Genomic DNA, 19703 nt, shown 5'->3' on the forward strand with positions numbered 1-19703 from the left:
GTCTGTTCCCCTTAACCCCTTATTCCACGGTCTGTTCACGGAACAGCTGTAGCTGGATTTCACCGTTGGCGGCCATATCGCGCACTATGCCCATAATTTCTTTGCGCACTTGCTCCACACGGCTCATAGGCACAGGGCCTTGGCGGCGATTGATGGATTCCATCTGCTGCGCCTGACGTTTAGGCATAGCAGCTTGAATCGCTTTACCCAGTGCTGGCTCGGCACCTTTAAGCGCCACCACCCACTCTTCCAGCGGGATTGCCTCCAGCAGCTGCGCCAACACCTCGGTGCTTTGGCGCGAGAGGATAAAGAAGTCGTACATCTCGTCTTCGATCTTGCCGACCAGATCTTTGTTGTGCGAACGCAACAGCTCGAACATCTGGTTACGGTCGCCTTTGTAGCGATTCATGATGTCCGCCGCCTGCTTGACGCCACGCACACGCGAGCCTTGGGTCGATAACACCGACAGGCTGCGGTCGATCAATTCTTCCAACTCGGCAATCACATCGCTGTTCACTTCATTCAAGTTGGCGATGCGATAGAGCAGCTCGTCCTGAGAGCCAGCAGGCATACATTCGAGCACTTCGCTCGCCATCGACGGCGGCAAAAAGGCGAGGAATACCGCCTGCATTTGCGCATGCTCTTTGGCGATAAGCGCAGCAAATTGCTTGGGGTCGATCCATTCCATTTTGGCCATCTTGGCGCGGATTTCTTCACCGTAGATGCTATCCAGCAAGTTGCGGGTGATGTCGCTGCCGAGCGCCTTGCCGAGCATGCTCGACAGATAACCGCGCGAGGCACCCTTGATGCTGCTCTGCTCTTTGTAGTCCTCAAAGAAGCGGCCAATGACATCGCTCACCATGGGCTGCTTCACATTGCTCAAGCGTGCCATTGCCTGACTGACGCTGACGATCTCCTCGCGCGAAAAATGGCGCAACACACCCGCCGAGGCGCTATCGCCCATGCTTAACAGGAGGATCGCCGCCTGCTCAATGGCGCTCATATTGCGCAGATTGGAGCGGGGTTGAATCCCATTCGCGGCAGCTGCGGCTGCATCAGTTGGCTGGATTGATGGTTCTTTCATTTCGGCCTATCCACTGTTTAAGGACTTCGGAAACACGTTCAGGGTCGTTTTTCGCCAGCATTTGCAGGTGTTCTACCTGCATTTCCAAGCCTGAGCCGGGTGCGGGCAAAGTGATTTCAGTCAGCGGGCTAAACTCGCCCAATACACGCGGAGCGGGCTGACCAAAGGTATGAGGTTCACTGCGCTCGGGTTGCGGTGATGGCAGAGTATCGGCGGGCATCAGAATCTGATTGTTGGAGCGGATCAGATCGCGCAGCGCCGGGCGCACCACCATAAAAATCAGCAGCAGACTGACCAGACCAAACAAACCCATCTTGGCCAAGTCGTAGACTTGCGTGCTCTCCCACCAAGGCAGCGGTGCCATTGGCTCGGGTGGCGCGGTAAACGGGAACACGCTCAGAGTGAGTAAATCGCCACGTTTTTCATCAAACCCCACCGCGCTTTTCACCATAGTTTCCAGCTCGGCGCGCGCTTCCGGTGTCCAACCACCTTCCGGCGCTGTCGCGGCATTAATCACCACCGCCACACTTTGGCGGCGCAGAGAGAAAGGTGCGTGTTTAACGTGAGTAACGGATTGGTCGTATTCCATCTGGCGATTGGATTCTTTTCGCAGCGAAGTGGCCGCTTTGTTTTCCGTAGCCGATTCCGCCGTTATTTCACCTTCGGCGCCATCCGCAGGTGGATTTTCCTGTTCGGCAGGCGGCACGGGGCGATTGCTTAAAGAGCCGGGAACGCCGAGCGCAAGTTGATCGAGCACACTTTCATCGCGCGTGATTTCGGAGCGCAGGCGTGGATTGTCGCCATAGGATTGCAAAGTCTCTTCGCGCTGACTGAAGTCAACATCGGCCGCCACGCTAATGCGGTAATTGCCCGCACCCAAGACCGGCGCCAGTACTTCTTCCACATTGCTGACAGCTTTGGTTTGGTAGTCGCTCACCAGATCCCAGCTTTGGCTGGGGCCAGCGGCTTCATTTAAACCCCGCGATAGCAACATGCCGTGCTGATCCACCACGCTCACATCCGTTGCCGCCAACTGCGGCACACTGCTGGAAACCAGATTCACAATCGCACTCACCTGCTCCGATTTGAGTTTGTAACCGGGTGCGACTTGCAACATCACCGAGGCTTTGGCCGGATCGCGTTTGCTCACCACAAAAGAGGAGTTTTCTTGCAGGGCAAGATGTACACGCGCCATCTCTACGCCTTTCATGGTCATGATGCTGCGTGCCAGCTCGCCCTCCATACTGCGTTTTAAGCGAACATCCTGCACAAACTGACTGGTGCCAAGCGGCTCCTCTTTATCAAACAATTCATAGCCAGCGGGCTTCTCTGCTTGAATGCCTTTGGCGCTTAACAGCATACGCGCGCGCGCCAATTGGTCTTCACGCACCAGCACCTGACCGGTTTGCGGGTGCAGGTTGTAGGCGATGGCTTCGGTGTCCAGCACCTGCATCACATCGGCCGCGGAATAGCTTTCGCCCGCGCCATATAAAGGGCGGAAGGAACCCTGATCGCGCCACAGATAAAACACCACACCCACCGCCACCAGCGCGGCTATACCGGCAAGAGCGATGAGCGAGTAGCGCGGTTCCCATTTTAGGCCGCCAGCGGAGAGTTTATTTTTTAACAGTTGAACCATGTTGATTACTCGTGGTTAGGCGCCCGATTACACCGGCATGCGCATCACTTCTTCAAAGGCACCGGTCACTTTATTGCGAACTTGCATCAGTGCAGAAAAGGCCACACTCGCCTTTTGGCTTTCTACCATTGCACCTACCAAGTCATCGCTAGCACCGGCATCGACTGCCGCCTGCATAGCGCTGGCTTTGTGCTGCTGACCATCCACCGCTTTGATCACATCGACAAAGGCGGCGCTCATGCTGCCACTGCTGTCGCTGGAATCCAGTGGATTGGCTGCTATCGCCGGGCCTTCGGCGACCTGTTTCATCTGGTCAATACGCCCCAGCAATTCCTGTTGAACTTGCACAATTGAACTCATGGTGTCGCTCCCGAGTGACAAAAATCTGATGAAAATTCGCGCTTAAAAAGTGATTTGCACACCCTGCTCGCGCATGGCGGTAAGGCGATAGCGCAGCGCGCGTGGGGTCATGCCTAGGCTTTCTGCGGCCTTGGTTTTGTGGCCACCAAAACGGCGAATGGTGTCGATCACATGCTGGTATTCAGCCCATTTGCCGCTGGCACGCAAGGCAGCCTTGCCGCTCATTTCGCCGTTCATTTCGCTATTAATCGGCGCATTTAGCTGCACAATTTCGCTAGTACCCGCACTTAAACCCAAATCCTGTGGCTGGATAAACAAGCCATTGCGCAGCACCAAGGCGCGTTGCAGCATATTTTCCAATTCACGCACATTGCCCGGCCAGTTGTGGGCGATAAGCGCATCGCACGCAGATTGAGTTAACAGATCATCGCGCTGTTCATGAGGCGCGTGTTTGCGGATCAGGCGCTGCGCCAGTGGCAGTACATCATCTTTACGCTCGCGCAGTGGGCTGATGTGCAGCGGCAGAACATCCAGACGGAACATCAAATCCGAACGGAAACGCCCCTCAGCCACTTCCACCTGCAAATCGCGGTTAGTCGCAGCGATGATGCGAACATTGAGCGGGATTTCTTTGTGGCCGCCCAAGCGCTCGACTTTCTGCTCTTGCAGCACACGCAGCAGCTTGGCTTGCAGGCCGAGTGGCAACTCACCGATTTCATCCAGCAGCAGAGTGCCGCCGTTGGCGAGTTCAAACTTGCCCGCTTGGGAGGCAGTAGCGCCGGTAAAAGCGCCCTTTTCATGACCGAATAACAAGGATTCAAGCATCTGCTCGGGAATCGCCGCGCAGTTGACTGCAATAAAAGGCGCATCCTCAGCATTAGCCGAGCGATGCGCAAAACGGTGAATGTAGCGCGCCATCATCTCTTTACCGGTTCCGGTTTCACCGGTAATCAGAATGGGCGCAGTCGCCATAGCCACGCGCTGCGCCATCGCCAACAGGCGGCGACCGGCGCGTGAGCGGGTGACAAAAATCTCTTCCGCTGCCAGCGCTGACTCCAGACGCTGCAACAACATATCTAATTGCGATGCACTAAAGGGCGCCAGCAAGTAATCCACACAGCCCATTTCCAAGAGTGCGGCGGCTTTTTCCTGATCGGCATATTCAACAACGGGGACGATACTCAGTTGTGGAGCATCGGCAATCAACGCACCTACGCGCGCAAACAAACCCGCACCGGGGAAACTGCTGACATACACAAACACCATACTGGCGCTGGCAATTAAAGAAGCACTCAACTCGCCAAAACCGGTGCAATGGATTAGCTGGCAACCATTAAGCTCCAGGCTCTCATTAAGAAGATGGCCGGTTGATTCGCCGGAAAAGTCATCCTGCGGGCGACCAATAATGATGACCTTACGCGCCGCACGGCGATTGCTCGCGGGCTGGCGGTCGGCAAACAAGCGCTCATCCGCAAAGCGGTCGCGACTCTGTACCGGGCTGAGCTTCATTGCTGCGTTTGTGGAGATCACCGTTAGTCACCCTTCCTATATATGCTTTAGGTTTTGGCTATGAATTTTTGCGATTCAATTAAGTTTTACGTATTTATGGTCGTCTTTCATTTTTATCTGGCCTGTTCATTTAAGAACCGACCGTGACGCAAGACCACAAAAACTGTGAACCACTTCATGTCCACGAACATTAACAACTCCCCCTCAAACCACTAAATCAATTGAGATCAAATAAGCTCAAACGGCCTGAAACCCGCTCAAAAACAGCTTTTGATATTTATTGATTTAATTTCCCGCCCAGCGCCCTCCTATACTCGCCCAAGTGACGGACATCACACTCCTTTGTTGATGCAGTTGTGGATAGTCCATTTCTCATACAACCCAAAAACCTTAAACACCATGACGCCGAATGCCATGAAGACCAGCGCAAAAGTGCTTCACAAGGTAGCGCCCGATCAGTTCGTTCGGTTAAAGCCGCACAAGCTGGGGCGCCACTATCACAAGATTCCGCAGTTCATCCACGAGATCTTTACCAAGCATCCGCGGGTGATTGGCGACTATTTTTTGCGCAACTACCGCATCAATCTGGAATTGATTCGGGTGCAGGTGCATGAACAGCGCAATCAGGATGCCGAGTGCATTTATCGCTCAGCGCTGGGCAAGGTCGGTTTTGCGATGGAGCGCAGTCTGCTGGGTGAAGTGTTGGAGTGTTACTACGGCGGCGTAGGTGTGCCCGGGCAAGACAACCCGCCGGTGAGCATTTCCGAACAGCGGATGCGCAGCCGTTTGGGCATTGATGTGGCGCAAATCTTCGCGCGTGCGCTGCTCGGCGGCGATACCTTTGGCGATCTGCAACCCTGGGAAAACGCCTACGAGGAAACCCAGTGGGAGTACATCGCTGAATTCCAGTACCACAGCCATATCACCAACAAGCAATCGTCCCTCTTTATATATCTGGATACCCAACTGGTAGATGAGCTGACCAGCCGCATGATTAATCCAGTGCCGGTCCCGACCTCTCTCAACCCAATCAACCAGATCATCCACCTGCCGGTAAAACTCGACTGCGTGATCGCCGCTATCCAAATGCCACTCTCACAAGTGTTGGCGTTACAAGTTGGCGACATAGTGATGATGCGTATGCGCGAGCGCTGCGATGTGGAAATCAATCAGGAAAAACTCTTTCGCGGCAGCGTGTTTGAAGACGATGGCGCCCTCTTTTTAACCTCTTTGGAGAGTGTAAAAACATCATGAACAACCAATTCATTGACAGCGATTTAGACAATCTGATGAATTCCGGCGAGCTCGGCCTGCCACCTATGCCGGAAGCTGCGCCCTTAAATACCGGTTTTGATGTGCCGCCTGCCCCGCAAGCACCGCAGCAGGACTTGAGCTTCTTCGGCAAGATTCCAGTGAATGTGACGCTGGAAGTTGCCTCAACTGAAATCCCGCTCAAAGAATTGATGGAAGTGGATACCAGCAGCGTGATCATGCTGGACAAGCTCGCGGGCGAAGCGCTCGACGTTAAGGTGAACGGCGCGTTCTTTGCCAAAGCCGAAGTCGTGGTGATGAACGGCAACTACGGCCTGCGCATTCTGGAACTGAGCGGCAACGGTCTGAACGGATTGGCACCATGATTCGCATCAGTCACATCATCAGCTTACTAGCGCTACTGCTGTTGCCATCGCTGTCGTGGGCGGCGGGCGGGGATCTCACCCTGCTCAATATCAACGACACCGAAAACGGTCGGGAGATGAGCGTCAAACTGCAAATTCTGGTGTTGATGACACTGCTGGGTTTGCTGCCTGCGATGTTGATGATGATGACCTGTTTCACCCGCTTTATTATCGTGCTGGCGATTTTCCGCCAAGCGATTGGTTTACAACAAAGCCCGCCTAACCCAGTTTTGATTGGCATCGCCCTGTGTTTGACCTTGTTGGTGATGCGCCCCGTAGGCAACGAAATTTACACCAAAGCCTATCAACCCTATGAAGCAGATCAAATCACTCTGCAACAGGGGCTGACCGAAGGCAAAAATATCCTCAGCCAATTTATGCTCGCGCAAACCAGCAGCAGCGCGCTCGATACCATGATCGAAATCGCTGGCGAGGAGCGCCCCAACGATTTAAAAGATCTGGATTTTTTAGTCCTGCTGCCCGCCTTTGTATTAAGCGAATTAAAAACCGCTTTTCAAATCGGCTTTATGATTTTTGTTCCCTTTTTGGTGATCGATTTAATTGTCGCCAGTGTCTTGATGGCAATGGGCATGATGATGCTCTCGCCCATGATGATCTCCCTGCCCTTTAAATTAATGGTGTTTGTATTAGTCGATGGCTGGACATTATTAGTCGGCACACTTACGACCAGCATACAACCCTTTTAGAGCCAGGTCGTTTTAGCGCGGCTATCCTCAGCAATCACTAACCTTCAGCCATCACTAACGACAACGAAAAAACATCACGAGTAAACAAACATGATGACGCCCGAAGCTGCTACCACCATTATCGCCAACGCGGTTTACATTACCGGCTTGGTGGTGTGCGTATTGATTGTGCCCAGTTTGATCGGCGGTTTGATCGTGAGTGTTTTTCAAGCGGCAACCCAAATTAACGAACAGATGCTGAGCTTTTTACCTCGTCTGCTAATTACGCTCGGCATGTTGTTATTTTCCGGCAATTGGATTCTGCAAACCCTGCGCGATTTGTTTATAGAAATTTTCCAGCAAGCGGGAACCATCATCGGTTAGCGCCGATAGCACTGCTATGAGCAACGCACCGCTGTTTGAACTCAGCCAATTACTGCGCGACGCGCAAGCTTATTGGTGGCCGTTTTGCCGTTTGCTTGCACTGCTGAGCATGGCACCGCTGTTTAATCACAAAAGTGTATCAACTCGCGTACGTGTGCTCCTCGCACTGGTATTAACACTCGCGCTGGGGAAAATATTGCCCGTCCCGCCAGCGATAGAACCGCTCTCGCTCAAAGGCGTTATGACTACCTTTGAGCAAATTATTTTTGGCGTAATATTGGGACTGATGCTGCAACTGGTTTTCACCATTTTTATGCTGGTGGGCGAGATTATCTCCGGCCAGATGGGTATGAGCATGGCGCGCTACAATGACCCAACTAATGGCGTTTCCTCTTCATCGATTGTTTACCAGCTGTATTTTATTTTGCTGGTGTTTTTATTTTTCTCCATCGATTGCCATTTATTAATTATCAGCGTTTTCTACCAGAGTTTTGTGCACTGGCCGGTGGGCGGCGGCTTGCATTATTTAGGGGTTGAAGCCTTTTTACGTGGCATTACCTGGATGTTTTCCGCCGCTGTATTAATCAGCTTGCCAATTGTATTTTGTATGTCGCTGGTGCAATTCAGTTTTGGTTTGCTCAACCGAATTTCACCGGCGATGAATTTATTTTCACTGGGTTTTCCTATCACTATTCTGGTGGGATTACTCTGTATTTACCTGACCCTACCCAATATGCCGCAAAGCTACCTGCATTTAACGCGAGAGCTGCTGGACACCATTGGCGTAGTGCTGCGCGGAGTCTAAAACATGGCCGACGACAGCAGCAGTCAGGATAAAACAGAAGAAGCCTCCGCCCATAAACTCAAAAAGAGTAAGGACGAAGGTCAGGTTGCGCGTTCCAAAGATTTGGCGACCACCATTTCATTACTTGCAACGCTGCTAGTACTGAAATACAGCATAGGGTTTTATTCCGAAACCCTGCGCGAGAGTTTTGCACTTTCCTATGTAAACTTTCACGAAACCAATATTCGCCTGACCGATATTCAACTGCTGCTCACGCACAATATTATTTTGTTTATTAAAGTGTTGTTGCCGTTACTGATCACGCCACTACTTGTTATCAGCTTGTCACTTATGCCCGGTGGCTGGGTATTTGCCAGCAAAAATTTTATGCCGCAGTTCAGCCGCATGAACCCGATTAAAGGTTTGGGCAAAATTGTCTCCGCCCAAAACTGGGCAGAGCTCGCCAAGTCTATACTCAAAGTCAGCGTGCTTCTGGGCGCAGCTTGGTGGTTAGTGATTGAAGCCAGCGCACATCTAATTGAATTGCAGCGTGGCGATCTGTCCGGTGCCATCGGCAGCGCTTTTGGTCTGTTGTTTAACACTACCCTTGCTCTGCTGGTGGTGTTTATTGTGTTTTCATTTATCGACATTCCGCTGCAACGTTTTTTCTTTTTGAAAAAAATGCGCATGAGTAAGCAAGAAGTAAAAGAAGAGCACAAAAATCAAGAAGGCCGCCCGGAAGTTAAAGCGCGCATCAAACAATTGCAGCGGCAAATGTTGCAGCGCCAAATCAATAAAGTCATCAAAGATGCTGATGTCGTTATCGTCAACCCCGAGCACTTTGCCGTCGCGCTTAAATACGACTTGAAAAAAGCCAAAGCGCCCTACGTGCTGGCAAAAGGTGTAGATGAAATGGCGCTCTACATTAAAAAACTCGCCGCCGGTCACAAGCTTGAAGTAGTCGAGCTGCCGCCACTTGCACGTGCGATTTACCACACCACACGCATCAACCAACAAATTCCCGCGCCGCTTTACACCGCAGTTGCACACGTACTGACGTACATTTTGCACCTGCGCGCCTATCGCCAAGGCCGCCGCAACAAACCTATTTTGCCTAGCAATCTTCCTATTCCCGCCAGCATGGCCAACAGGACTTAATCATGAATCCACTTCAACAATTCGGATCTACCTTCCGCAGTGGCCGCATTGGCATTCCGCTGCTGATATTGTCGATACTGGCAATGATTATTCTGCCGCTGCCACCGCTGCTGTTGGATATTTTATTTACTTTTAATATCGCCACCGCGATTCTGATTTTGCTCACCAGCGTATCGGCCAAAAGCCCGCTGGATTTTTCACTCTTCCCAACGATAATTTTGATTTCTACCTTGATGCGTTTGTGTTTGAACGTAGCCTCAACCCGCGTGGTGTTATTGGATGGTCACGAAGGTACAGATGCAGCCGGTAAAGTGATTGAAGCCTTTGGTGAAGTGGTTATCGGTGGCAACTTTATTGTGGGCATGGTGGTGTTCATGATTTTGATGATCGTGAACTTTATTGTTATCACCAAGGGCGGTGAACGTATTTCAGAGGTGACCGCGCGCTTTACCTTGGATGCATTGCCCGGCAAACAAATGGCAATCGATGCCGACTTAAACGCGGGTTTAATTACTCAGGAAGATGCAAAAAAACGCCGCCAACAAGTATCCAAAGAAGCCGACTTTTACGGCGCGATGGATGGTGCATCCAAATTTGTACGCGGCGATGCCATCGCCGGTATTTTGATTCTATTAATCAACCTGTTTGGTGGTTTTGCCATCGGCATGTTTATGTACGATTTGAGCGCGGGTCAGGCATTCCAACAATACGCCCTGCTTGCAATTGGTGATGGCTTGGTTGCACAAATTCCTGCGCTGCTACTCTCCACTGCTGCTGCAATTATCGTTACGCGCATTAATGAATCTTCGGAAATTACCGAGCAAGTTGGGCGTCAATTACTGGCATCACCCAGCACACTCTACACAGTGGCCGGAATTTTATTTTTACTCGGCGCAATTCCCGGCATGCCACATCTGGCATTTTTTACCTTTGCAGGATTGGTGGGATTTATCGCTTGGCGAATATCACAAAATCCGCAACCAGCGGATGCATTGGATGAAGCCGAAGCCATCACCAATGCAATGACGCAGGAGCAAAATCAAAACCTCGCGTGGGACGATATCCCCGCGGTGGAAACCCTTTCGATTTCACTCGGTTACAAATTGGTAGGATTGGTGAATCAGGCCGCCGGTGCACCACTCACCCAACGTGTGCGCGGCGTGCGCCAGACACTCTCGGAAAACCTCGGCTTTTTATTACCGGAAGTACACATCCGCGATAGCCTGCGTTTAAAAGCAGCGCAATATTTTATTTACATCAACGGCGAAAAAATTGACGGCGCTGAAATTCATGCTGACAGATTGATGGCCATTCCATCGCCCGAACTCTACGGCGAAGTCGATGGTATTTTGGGCACCGACCCGGCCTATCGCATGCCAGTAGTGTGGATTCTGCCCGCAGAAAAATCGCGCGCGTTAAATTTGGGTTATCAAGTAATTGATTGCGCGAGTGTCATCGCCACTCACTTAAATAAAGTGATTCGCACCAATTTGCCCGAAGTGTTTAAACACGATGATGTTGATCATTTGTTGCAACGTTTAAATCAGCAAGCGCCGAAGCTCGCCGATGCGTTAAAACATCAATTAACGCTCATGCAACAACATCGCGTGTATCGCCAATTGCTGCAAGAAGAAGTGTCGCTGCGCGATATCGTCAGCATCGCCACCGCGCTGGTAGAAAGCAGTGAAAGTACTAAAGACCCTGTCTTGCTCGCCGCCGATGTGCGCTTTGCCCTGCGCCGCAATATTGTCACCAGCATTGCCGGAGACCGCACCGAGCTTTCAGTTTTTGTACTGGATAATAATTTGGAGAATACGCTTCTCAGTGCCTTGAGCATCGCCAAACAAGCAGGCCCGGTGAGTTTGGATAATATTCCGGTAGAGCCGAATCTACTTAACCAATTACAAACCACTATGCCAGTGGTAAAAGAAAAACTGCGCAAAGAAGGTCATCCACCGATTCTCGCGGTAATGCCGCAACTGCGCCCGCTGCTCGCCCGCTATGCGCGCGTATTCAGCCCAGGGCTGCATGTATTATCGCAAAATGAAATTCCGGAAAAAGTCGGCGTGAATATTTTGGGGAGTTTGGGATAAGTTTTTCTATCGCTGCTGATCAATCCGTGGAGATCAATCTTTGGCGATCAATCCACATCATCAACTTCACCGCGCAGGATGCGCATTTTTTCCACCATCAAGGTAAATTCTGCCGATGGCTGCGCCAGTATAAAACCGGCTTCGAAATAGCCGGTTTTAATATTAGTGCCTGTCCACATACAGGTCAGGCTTAAATCAAACTGCAGAGTTTCCGTTTCATTGATACGCATGCGCATGCGAACCTTCACATCAGCGCCAACTTCGTATTCGGTATCACTCAATATTTTAAGGCCGTTCTCCGACACATCACCCACATAGCCAATCAGCGCACCTGTTTCAGGGTTGCTGACTTTTACACGAAAAATGGAGCGAAACTGCAAGCGGCTTTGGATACGCATAATTATTAGACTCAATGAAAAATGTGCCAGATCAGATAGGCGACACATTTTATTGATAACTTAAATCCTCAATTCAAATCCAAATTGGAAATATATGGATTCATAAAATATAGTTATTTGGCATATTTCTGTGGACGCTTGACCTGAGCATCCGCCGAAGACTACAGCTGGATTACTGGAGAAACGACGGAATGAGTGCTCATAGTGACATCCTTGAGTTAAAGAAACGTATTGCGACATCCATCATCGGCCAGCAAACGGTTATCGACCAGATGGTGCTGGGGTTACTGGCTAATGGCCATGTGCTGATGGAAAGCTTGCCCGGCCTTGCAAAAACCCGCGCGGTTAAAAGCCTCGCTAAAAATCTCGATGCGCAAATGCGCCGCATCCAATTCACTCCCGACCTACTCCCCTCCGACATTACCGGCACTGAAGTTCTGCATCAGGATAAGGGCGAGAATATCTTCCGTTTTGAGCCAGGCCCTTTGTTCGGCAACATTGTGCTCGCCGACGAAATCAACCGCGCCCCCGCCAAGGTACAAGCTGCTTTGTTAGAGGCGATGGAAGAGCGGCAAGTAACGGTTGCCGGTAAAACCCATGCGCTGCCACCTCTGTTTATGGTGATGGCGACGCAAAACCCGATTGAACAGGAAGGCACCTACCCGCTACCAGAAGCGCAAACCGACCGGTTTTTGCTGAAGATTTTGGTGGATTACCCGGATGCAGAAAGTGAATGCGGCGTTTTGGCGCTTGTTCGTGGTGAAGAAGCCAAGGCCGCTGCTGCGAGCCAATCCTCTACAACCCCTCCCACAACACATGCACCTTCAACACAAGCGCCCGACACTATCGCTCTGGATTCAGTATTCAGCGCGCGGCAGGAAATTAGCCAAATAAAAGTGGCCGATTCAGTCGCGCGTTACATCGTCGATATCATCAACGCTACTCGCTATCCCAAAAAGTACGATGACCAACTCGCCACTTGGGTGCAGCTTGGCTCCAGCCCGCGCGGTGGCATTGGCCTTGACCATGCAGCGCGTGCTCATGCGTGGCTTGCCGGACGCGATTTTGTCTCGCCCGACGATGTGCGCGCGGTGGTGCATCCGGTGCTGCGCCATAGGCTGATGCTGTCTTATGACGCCAATGCCGATGGCATTTCTGCCGATCAGGTGCTGGATAAGTTATTACAACTGGTCGCCGTTCCGGCCTGAGGTGAGCATGAGCTTCACTGTCCCGCCGGCCGATGGCAGCATTTTTGTCTCACTCAATCACTTGGTGCGTTTGGAGCATCGCGCGCAGGGTCTGAGTTTTTTGCCGCATCAATCGCGGCGCAGCGTTTTGGCGGGCAAACACAGCTCACGCATGCGTGGCCGCGGCCTCGATTTTGAAGAGATTCGCGCCTATGTTCCGGGTGATGATTTGCGCACGGTCGACTGGAAAGTCACCCTGCGCACCGGCCGCCCGCAAGTGCGCGCCTACACCGAAGAGCGCGACCGGCCGATGCTGGTGATTGTCGATCAGTCCATGTCGATGTATTTCGGCTCTATACGCGCGATGAAATCGGTCATCGCCGCTGAACTTGCCGCGCTAATTGCGTGGTCAGTTGTGGGCGCCAGCGACCGTATTGGCGCTATCGTTTTTGATGACACCAATATCACCCGCATGCGTCCGCAGCGCAGCCGCAACCATGTTCACGCTATTCTCGGCGCCATCGCCAAGGCCAACGCCACACTGCAAGCGGAAACTGACATCAGTATTAATCCGCATCAACTCGATAAGTCACTGGAAACCGCGCTGGCGCTTAACACCCATGACCATATGATCTGCGTGATCAGCGATTTTGCCGGAGCCAATGAACGCACCCGCCAGCTGTTGCGCGAACTGACCGCCAAAAATGATGTGATTGCGGCGATGGTTTTTGACCCTACTGCGCTGGATGTGAAATCCGGCGGGCATATAGTCGTGACCGGCGGCGACTTGCAAATTGAAATCGATATGGGCGAACACTCGCGGATGCGCAGCTCGCTCCACGAACATTTTCAGGAGCGTCAGGAAGCCATTCACGACATGCTAAAACGCAGCGGTGTACCACTGATGATGTTTGACACCGCGCGCGATAGCGCCGACCAGTTGCGGCAAATGCTCGGGCGCCCGCTCGCTGCACCTGACCACAACCGGCATCAACAACAGCGCGCGCAACTTGCATCCAGCGGAGGCAATCATGGCTGAGCTTGTTGACAGCACTGCACCCAGTCTGGACGCACTCAAAGAACTACCGCTCCCGCCGGTCGTCCCCTATACACCGCAAACTATCGGCTGGGTGATTCTTGCAGCAGTGGTGATTGTGCTTATCTGCTGGAACCTCTGGCGCAATTATCAGTATCGCCTTGCTAATCGCTACCGAGTGGAAGCTCTGGCCGAGCTGGATCAAATCGAACAGGCGCTTGGCTCCCACCCCTCTGCCGCCGCGCAGTTACCAACGCTGATAAAACGCGTCGCCCTAACTGCTGCACCGCGCGCCGACATAGCCGCACTTAGCGGTGATGCTTGGCTGCAATGGTTGGATGCGAGCCTGCCGCAAGCCGGGTTTCTGGATGCGCCAGGCAAACTGATTCCGGCCTTGGCTTACAGCAGCCCCGCCAATTCCCAAATAGCCAACCCCAAGGAACTGCACGCGCTACTGGCGCTCACTCGCCGCTGGATTAGGGAACATCATGTTTGAGTTTGAGTATATTTGGGCTTTCATTCTGCTGCCCTTACCGCTGCTGGTGTGGTGGTTGTTTCCGCCTCATCGCGAGCGCACCCAAGCCGTGCGCGTGCCTTTCTTTGAGCAGGCAGCGGAAGTTACCGGCATCAAACCGCAACAGGGCGCGGTGGAACATCGAGCCAATTGGGCGCAGCGTTTATTAGCGCCAATCTGCTGGATTTTATGCATTGCCGCCTTGGCGCGGCCGCAATGGGTGCAGCCGCCGGTCGAACATTTTGAAGCTGCACGGGACTTGCTGTTGGCGATTGATTTATCCCAGTCGATGGAAGCGCGCGATTACAACCTGAACGGCGAACAAGTTGATCGCCTCACCGCAGTCAAAAGCGTGGTGGATGATTTTATCCAGCGCCGCACTACTGACCGCATCGGTCTGATTGTGTTTGGCCAAGCTGCATTTCCGCAAGCGCCGCTCACACTGGACCATGAAACCGTGCGCCTGTTATTGGCCGAAACTCGCATCGGCATGGCGGGGCCACAAACCGCGATTGGCGATGCCATAGGCGTTGCTATCAAAATGACCGAACGTGCAAAAACACAGGAAAAGGTGCTGGTATTGCTGACCGATGGCAATGACACCGCCAGCCGTTTACCACCTGAACGCGCAGCGGAAATCGCCAAAGACAACCAGATCACCATTCACACCATTGGCATTGGCGATGTGAATGCCGAGGGCGAAAACAAAGTGGATTTGGATGCGCTGCAACAAATCGCCGCCGCCACTGGCGGGCGCAGTTTCCGCGCCGAAAACCAAAGCGAGCTGGAGCAGATTTACACCACTATCGATGGCATCACGCCCGATAAGGCAAAACATTTGGAATACCGCGCGCGCATCGATCTGTTTTGGGTTCCGCTCGCAGCCTATGCGTGCCTGCTCGCGTTTTATCACCTGATCGCCCTGCTCTTCGCTAGCTTACGGCGCTCCAAATCTGGAGCAGGAGCCGAGGCATCGCGCCCACATATGGATTCAGGGGGCAACTAAAATGGATATTTCTGCCTTTCACTTTTTGCGCCCTTGGTGGTTACTGCTGATTCCGCTGGCCATCGCATTGCAATGGCTGTGGCAGCATCAATCCAACCCCACGGCCAAATGGGGCAAGTTGATTGCACCACATTTATTAAATGCACTTTTGGTGGGTGAAAAGTCCAATTTTCGTATCAAACCCATTCATTTGATTTCGGTATCACTCATCCTCACTGGCATCGCCATCGCTGGCCCCAGCTGGAAAAAAGAGCAGCCGCCCTACTCGCAAAATAAAGCGCCGATGATTATCGCCATCGACCTTTCGCGCTCGATGGATGCGACTGATATTTCCCCTACCCGTTTGGAACGCGTTAAACAAAAAGTCAGCGACCTCGCCAAATTGCGCCCCGGTGCGCGAACTGGTTTGGTGGTCTACGCAGGCACAGCGCATATGGTTGTGCCGCCCTCGGAAGATCCGGAAATTTTGCAAATTTTTCTGGATGCACTCGCAACCGATTTAATGCCCGTCGCCGGTAAAAATGCAGCAGCGGCGTTGAAGGAAGCTGAAAACCTATTGGGCAAAGAAGATGCGCCCGGCACCGTATTATTTTTTACCGATGGTTTTGATAGCACACAGATTCCCGCCTTCCTCGCAACGTCAAAGCAAAACACTCAGCAGATTTTAATTTTGGCGGCCGGCACAGCCCAAGGCGGGCCACTGCGTAACCCCAATGGCGAAGTTGCTGTCGATGCCGACGGCAGACCAATCACCGGTAGCTTTGATAGTAAAAGTCTCAAACAAGTATCAAGCGAAGCGAACATCCCCCTCGCCAGCCTGACGCTGGATGACGACGATATGCACTGGGTACAAAATCGCGCGCAAACCCATATGCAGCAAATAGAAGCGCAAAACAAAGCGCTGCGCTGGAAAGAATCCGGTTACTGGTTGTGCATTCCTATCGCCCTGCTCGCCTCACTCTGGTTCCGTCGCGGCTGGGTGGTGCGCTGGTGCGTGGGCTGGATTTTTATCGCCAGCCTCGCGCTTCCAACGCCAGCGCAGGCAGCGACTTTCTCCAAACAAAGCCTGTCACTACAAAGCTTGATCGATTTATTTATGACGCCCGATCAGCAGGGTCGCTGGCATTTTGCACACGGCGATTATCTCAAGGCCGCAGAACATTTTAACGATCCACTCTGGAAAGGTTTGGCCTACAGCAATGGCGGAAAATATCAGGAAGCGCTGGGCGAATTTGCACGGCTGGATTCCGCGCGCGGCTATTTTGAAATGGGCAATTGTTATGCGCGCCTGCGCCATTATCCCGAAGCAGTTAAAGCGTTTAATCTCGCGCTAAAAACCCAACCGGATTTTCCAGAAGCAGAAGCCAATCGTGAGTTAGTAAAAGCACTTATTAAAAAGAAAAAAGATGACGAAACCGAAGAAGCTCCCGACCTTGACCCCGACGAAATCAAATTCGATAACAAAGAAAATAAAGGACAAGAAAAACAAATGGATGCCAAGCAATTACGCAAACAAAATGCAGAAATGTGGATGCGCAATTTAAAAACATCGCCCGCGGATTTTTTGCGCATGAAGTTCAGCCAACAAGCTGATGCAGCGCCAGTTGCAATGCCTCCGCAAGAGGAACCAATTCATCAAGAGCAAACGCCATGATGCCCGCATTCTTACGCTGTTTATTATTACTGGGCTTGTGCGTGGCCATCTCGGCTTGGGCGCAGGAACCCAAAGTTATCGCGCGTGCATCGCTGGAAAATGCTGAACCGGTTGTAGCTGGCCAACAAGTACGACTAACAGTCGATGCCCTCACCAACACCTTTTTTACCAATGCGCCCACATACCCTGCAGTTAAATTACCTAACGCAATCATGACGCTGTTGGATGAGCGCGCGTTATATCTAAATGAAAGCATCGACAACGAACAATGGTCAGGCGTTTCGCGCGCTTACATCATCACGCCAACGGGCGATGGCGATATCACCATACCGCCATTGGAATTAACGCTCTACCCCGGTCAAAGCGAAACGCCAATGACCGCTACCACCCAAGCTATCACCATTAAAGTGAAATCACTTCCACGCCCCGCTGGCACTGAAAAGTTGTTGGTATCGACCGAGGTAAAAATACAGCAAACGCTGGATAGAAAATTGGACGGGTTGAAAGTGGGCGATGCAATTACCCGCACCATTGAAATTCAGGCCGCTGGCGCACAAGGCATGCTGATTCCTCCAGTTAAATTCTCAAAAATTGCTGGCCTTGATGTATACCCAAAAACCGGAACCGTTGATGACAAGATAAAAGATCGAGCAGGTTTTGCTGGCGGCACCCGCACCGACGCCGCCACCTACGTTATTCAAACAACAGGAAATTACACGCTGCCCGAAATCACACTTGAATGGTGGAACCCTGCCAGCGGCAAATCTGAAAAAGTTTCTGCACCAGCAATAGAATTTAACGCTGCGGCCAACCCCAACAACGCAGAGTTTTCATTGCCGCAAGACACGGCTAGTAAGCTAACGCTGTTTTTAAATTGGCATTTCATCGGTTTAATCGCCAGCGCGGCGTTACTATTAGCGTCTGCCATTTATTTACTGTCACATTATTTACCGCGCCTGCTCGCATACTGGCACGCATGGAAAGCAGAGCAACAAGCGCGTTATGCTGCATCGGAATTGGCCGCGTTTAAACAGCTTGAACAAGCCATTGCAACAGGCGATGCCGCACAGATTTATTCAGCGCTATTGAATTGGGCTGAGCACCCGGAGAACCAACAAAGTCTGGATGATCTCTGCAACAAAAATCCCGAACTGGCTACGCAAATTAACTCCCTGCGCACTGCGCTTTTTGACACTGCAACACCAGCAAACCCGACTAACTGGGATGGCTCCAGTTTATTGCAAGCAGCAACTCAACTCCGACAACAGAAACATTCCCAATCTATATCAGGCACTCATCTACGGCCGCTAAATCCTATCTAGTGGTCGCCGCCTAAAAGCACCATCGGCAATCGTCACAGGAAACAAACCCAATAAAAAATGAATAATTTTCATTGAATAGTGAAAATATATCATTTTTATTCATGATTTCAGTCCGGTATAAATCTCACCCTATCGAAACTTAAGCTTTATCGCATTGATTAGGGTGACCAGACCATGAGCAACGAACTTACTTTTACACTTAAAAGCATTCGCTTTGATGAGAATTACGAGCCTTCCGGCAATACGCGCATCACTACCAACTTTGCCAACTTGGCGAGAGGCGAGCGCCGTCAGGAGAACCTGCGCAATACGTTAAAGATGATCGATAACCGCTTTAATGGCTTTGCGCATTGGGATAACACTAACAGCGACCGCTACTCGCTTGAGCTGGAAATTATTTCCGTCGATATCAATATCGAAGGTCATGGTCATACCTTTCCTTCATTTGAAATTTTGAAAACTTATATTCTTGATCGCAAAACCAATCAGCGTATTCAAGGCATTGTGGGGAATAATTTTTCTTCTTATGTGCGTGATTATGATTTCAGCGTGCGTCTGTTGGATCACAACAAAGGTAAGACTGGTTTTAGCGTACCGGAGAATTTTGGCGATCTGCACGGCAAGCTGTTTCAGTGTTTTGTGAATTCGGATACCTACAAAGAAAATTTCAACAAGCTCCCGGTTGTTTGCCTGAGTGTGTCGGATAACAAAGTTTATCAACGCACTGAAAATCAGCATCCAGTATTGGGCGTTGAATATCTGCCAAATGAATCATCGCTAACTGAGCAATATTTCAAAAAAATGGGCTTTGAGGTTCGCTATTTTCTGCCGCAAAACGCGGCGGCACCTTTGGCGTTTTATTTCTTTGGCGACTTGCTGAACGATTACACCAATCTTGAACTTATCAGCACCATCAGCACCATGGAGTCCTTCCAAAAAATTTATCGCCCGGAAATTTACAACGCGAATTCTGTTGCAGGTGCTTGCTATCAACCGCATTTGAAAAATCAGGATCACTCACTAACACGTATTGTTTATGACCGTGAAGAGCGTGGCCGCTTGGCAGTTCAGCAAGGAAAGTTTGCGGAGGAAAATTTCATCAAGCCACACTTGGCTGCGCTTGAGCAGTGGTCTTCCCGCTACGCGACCGAAACTTTAAAGACTTACGCTGCTTAAATTAACTCACTTTTATAAATCATTTAGAAAAATTATT

19 protein-coding genes are annotated in these 19703 nt (G+C 51.3%); 14 read left to right on the forward strand and 5 right to left on the reverse strand.

Translation table 11 applies throughout. The features are described from left to right. Nucleotides 1–19: 19 nt before the first annotated feature. From SPL68_RS13275 to SPL68_RS13290, 4 genes are read right to left on the reverse strand one after another with little or no spacing between them, the layout of a single operon-like run. Nucleotides 20–1084, reverse strand: a complete 1065-nt coding sequence (locus tag SPL68_RS13275) for a FliG C-terminal domain-containing protein (protein WP_323815650.1) — start codon at nt 1082–1084, stop codon at nt 20–22. Continuing rightward, on the reverse strand, nt 1056–2723 hold the full coding sequence (fliF, locus tag SPL68_RS13280) for a flagellar basal-body MS-ring/collar protein FliF (protein ID WP_323815651.1): 1668 nt from the start codon (nt 2721–2723) through the stop codon (nt 1056–1058). The genes SPL68_RS13275 and fliF overlap by 29 nt, the downstream gene beginning before the upstream one ends. A gap of 27 nt (nt 2724–2750) precedes the next feature. Then, a complete protein-coding gene (locus tag SPL68_RS13285; protein WP_323815652.1) occupies nt 2751–3083 on the reverse strand; it encodes a flagellar hook-basal body complex protein FliE in 333 nt (110 codons plus the stop codon). Nucleotides 3084–3125: 42 nt separating this feature from the next. After that, nucleotides 3126–4613 carry a sigma-54 interaction domain-containing protein gene (locus tag SPL68_RS13290; protein ID WP_323815653.1) on the reverse strand — a complete coding sequence of 496 codons (1488 nt, stop codon included), beginning with the start codon at nt 4611–4613 and terminating at the stop codon, nt 3126–3128. Nucleotides 4614–5006: 393 nt separating this feature from the next. On the opposite strand from SPL68_RS13290, the gene SPL68_RS13295 reads away from it, so the two are divergent. The 7 genes from SPL68_RS13295 to flhA all read left to right on the forward strand — a co-directional run bounded on the left by SPL68_RS13295 (nt 5007) and on the right by flhA (nt 11373). After that, on the forward strand, nt 5007–5846 hold the full coding sequence (locus SPL68_RS13295) for a FliM/FliN family flagellar motor C-terminal domain-containing protein (RefSeq protein ID WP_323815654.1): 840 nt from the start codon (nt 5007–5009) through the stop codon (nt 5844–5846). Then, the gene (fliN, locus tag SPL68_RS13300; RefSeq protein WP_323815655.1) at nt 5843–6229 is read left to right on the forward strand and encodes a flagellar motor switch protein FliN; all 387 of its coding nucleotides are present in this window, start codon (nt 5843–5845) and stop codon (nt 6227–6229) included. Before SPL68_RS13295 ends, fliN begins: the two co-directional genes overlap by 4 nt. Next, entirely contained in the window at nt 6226–6975 is a 750-nt protein-coding gene (gene fliP / locus SPL68_RS13305) for a flagellar type III secretion system pore protein FliP (RefSeq protein WP_323815656.1), read from the forward strand. Before fliN ends, fliP begins: the two co-directional genes overlap by 4 nt. Before the next feature lie 90 nt (nt 6976–7065). Continuing rightward, complete coding sequence (locus SPL68_RS13310) at nt 7066–7338, forward strand: flagellar biosynthetic protein FliQ (protein WP_416377428.1); 273 nt, start codon at nt 7066–7068, stop codon at nt 7336–7338. A 16-nt stretch (nt 7339–7354) separates the two neighbouring features. Continuing rightward, on the forward strand, nt 7355–8143 hold the full coding sequence (fliR, locus tag SPL68_RS13315; protein WP_323815657.1) for a flagellar biosynthetic protein FliR: 789 nt from the start codon (nt 7355–7357) through the stop codon (nt 8141–8143). 3 nt (nt 8144–8146) lie between these two features. Then, nucleotides 8147–9280 carry a flagellar type III secretion system protein FlhB gene (flhB, locus tag SPL68_RS13320; protein WP_323815658.1) on the forward strand — a complete coding sequence of 378 codons (1134 nt, stop codon included), beginning with the start codon at nt 8147–8149 and terminating at the stop codon, nt 9278–9280. Nucleotides 9281–9282: 2 nt separating this feature from the next. Then, nucleotides 9283–11373 (forward strand): flagellar biosynthesis protein FlhA, encoded by a 2091-nt coding sequence (gene flhA, locus SPL68_RS13325; protein WP_323815659.1) that lies wholly within the window; start codon nt 9283–9285, stop codon nt 11371–11373. A gap of 47 nt (nt 11374–11420) precedes the next feature. Here flhA and SPL68_RS13330 read toward each other — a convergent pair whose 3' ends face one another. Continuing rightward, nucleotides 11421–11771: a PilZ domain-containing protein gene (locus tag SPL68_RS13330; protein ID WP_323815660.1), complete on the reverse strand. Its 351-nt coding sequence runs from the start codon at nt 11769–11771 to the stop codon at nt 11421–11423. 191 nt (nt 11772–11962) lie between these two features. On the opposite strand from SPL68_RS13330, the gene SPL68_RS13335 reads away from it, so the two are divergent. From SPL68_RS13335 to SPL68_RS13365, 7 genes are all read left to right on the forward strand, one after another. Beyond that, complete coding sequence (locus SPL68_RS13335; protein WP_323815661.1) at nt 11963–12979, forward strand: AAA family ATPase; 1017 nt, start codon at nt 11963–11965, stop codon at nt 12977–12979. 7 nt (nt 12980–12986) lie between these two features. Then, nucleotides 12987–13997 (forward strand): DUF58 domain-containing protein, encoded by a 1011-nt coding sequence (locus tag SPL68_RS13340; RefSeq protein ID WP_323815662.1) that lies wholly within the window; start codon nt 12987–12989, stop codon nt 13995–13997. After that, nucleotides 13990–14490 carry a DUF4381 domain-containing protein gene (locus tag SPL68_RS13345; RefSeq protein WP_323815663.1) on the forward strand — a complete coding sequence of 167 codons (501 nt, stop codon included), beginning with the start codon at nt 13990–13992 and terminating at the stop codon, nt 14488–14490. Before SPL68_RS13340 ends, SPL68_RS13345 begins: the two co-directional genes overlap by 8 nt. Then, entirely contained in the window at nt 14483–15514 is a 1032-nt protein-coding gene (locus SPL68_RS13350) for a vWA domain-containing protein (protein WP_323815664.1), read from the forward strand. Before SPL68_RS13345 ends, SPL68_RS13350 begins: the two co-directional genes overlap by 8 nt. Nucleotide 15515: 1 nt before the next feature. Then, the gene (locus tag SPL68_RS13355; RefSeq protein ID WP_323815665.1) at nt 15516–17168 is read left to right on the forward strand and encodes a VWA domain-containing protein; all 1653 of its coding nucleotides are present in this window, start codon (nt 15516–15518) and stop codon (nt 17166–17168) included. Further along, on the forward strand, nt 17165–18490 hold the full coding sequence (locus SPL68_RS13360) for a BatD family protein (protein WP_323815666.1): 1326 nt from the start codon (nt 17165–17167) through the stop codon (nt 18488–18490). Before SPL68_RS13355 ends, SPL68_RS13360 begins: the two co-directional genes overlap by 4 nt. A 174-nt stretch (nt 18491–18664) precedes the next feature. Then, nucleotides 18665–19666: a DUF1852 domain-containing protein gene (locus SPL68_RS13365; protein ID WP_323815667.1), complete on the forward strand. Its 1002-nt coding sequence runs from the start codon at nt 18665–18667 to the stop codon at nt 19664–19666. The last annotated feature ends 37 nt before the right edge of the window (nt 19667–19703 follow it).

Origin of the sequence: Cellvibrio chitinivorans (genome assembly GCF_035117775.1) — a bacterium.
Taxonomy (GTDB): domain Bacteria; phylum Pseudomonadota; class Gammaproteobacteria; order Pseudomonadales; family Cellvibrionaceae; genus Cellvibrio; species Cellvibrio chitinivorans.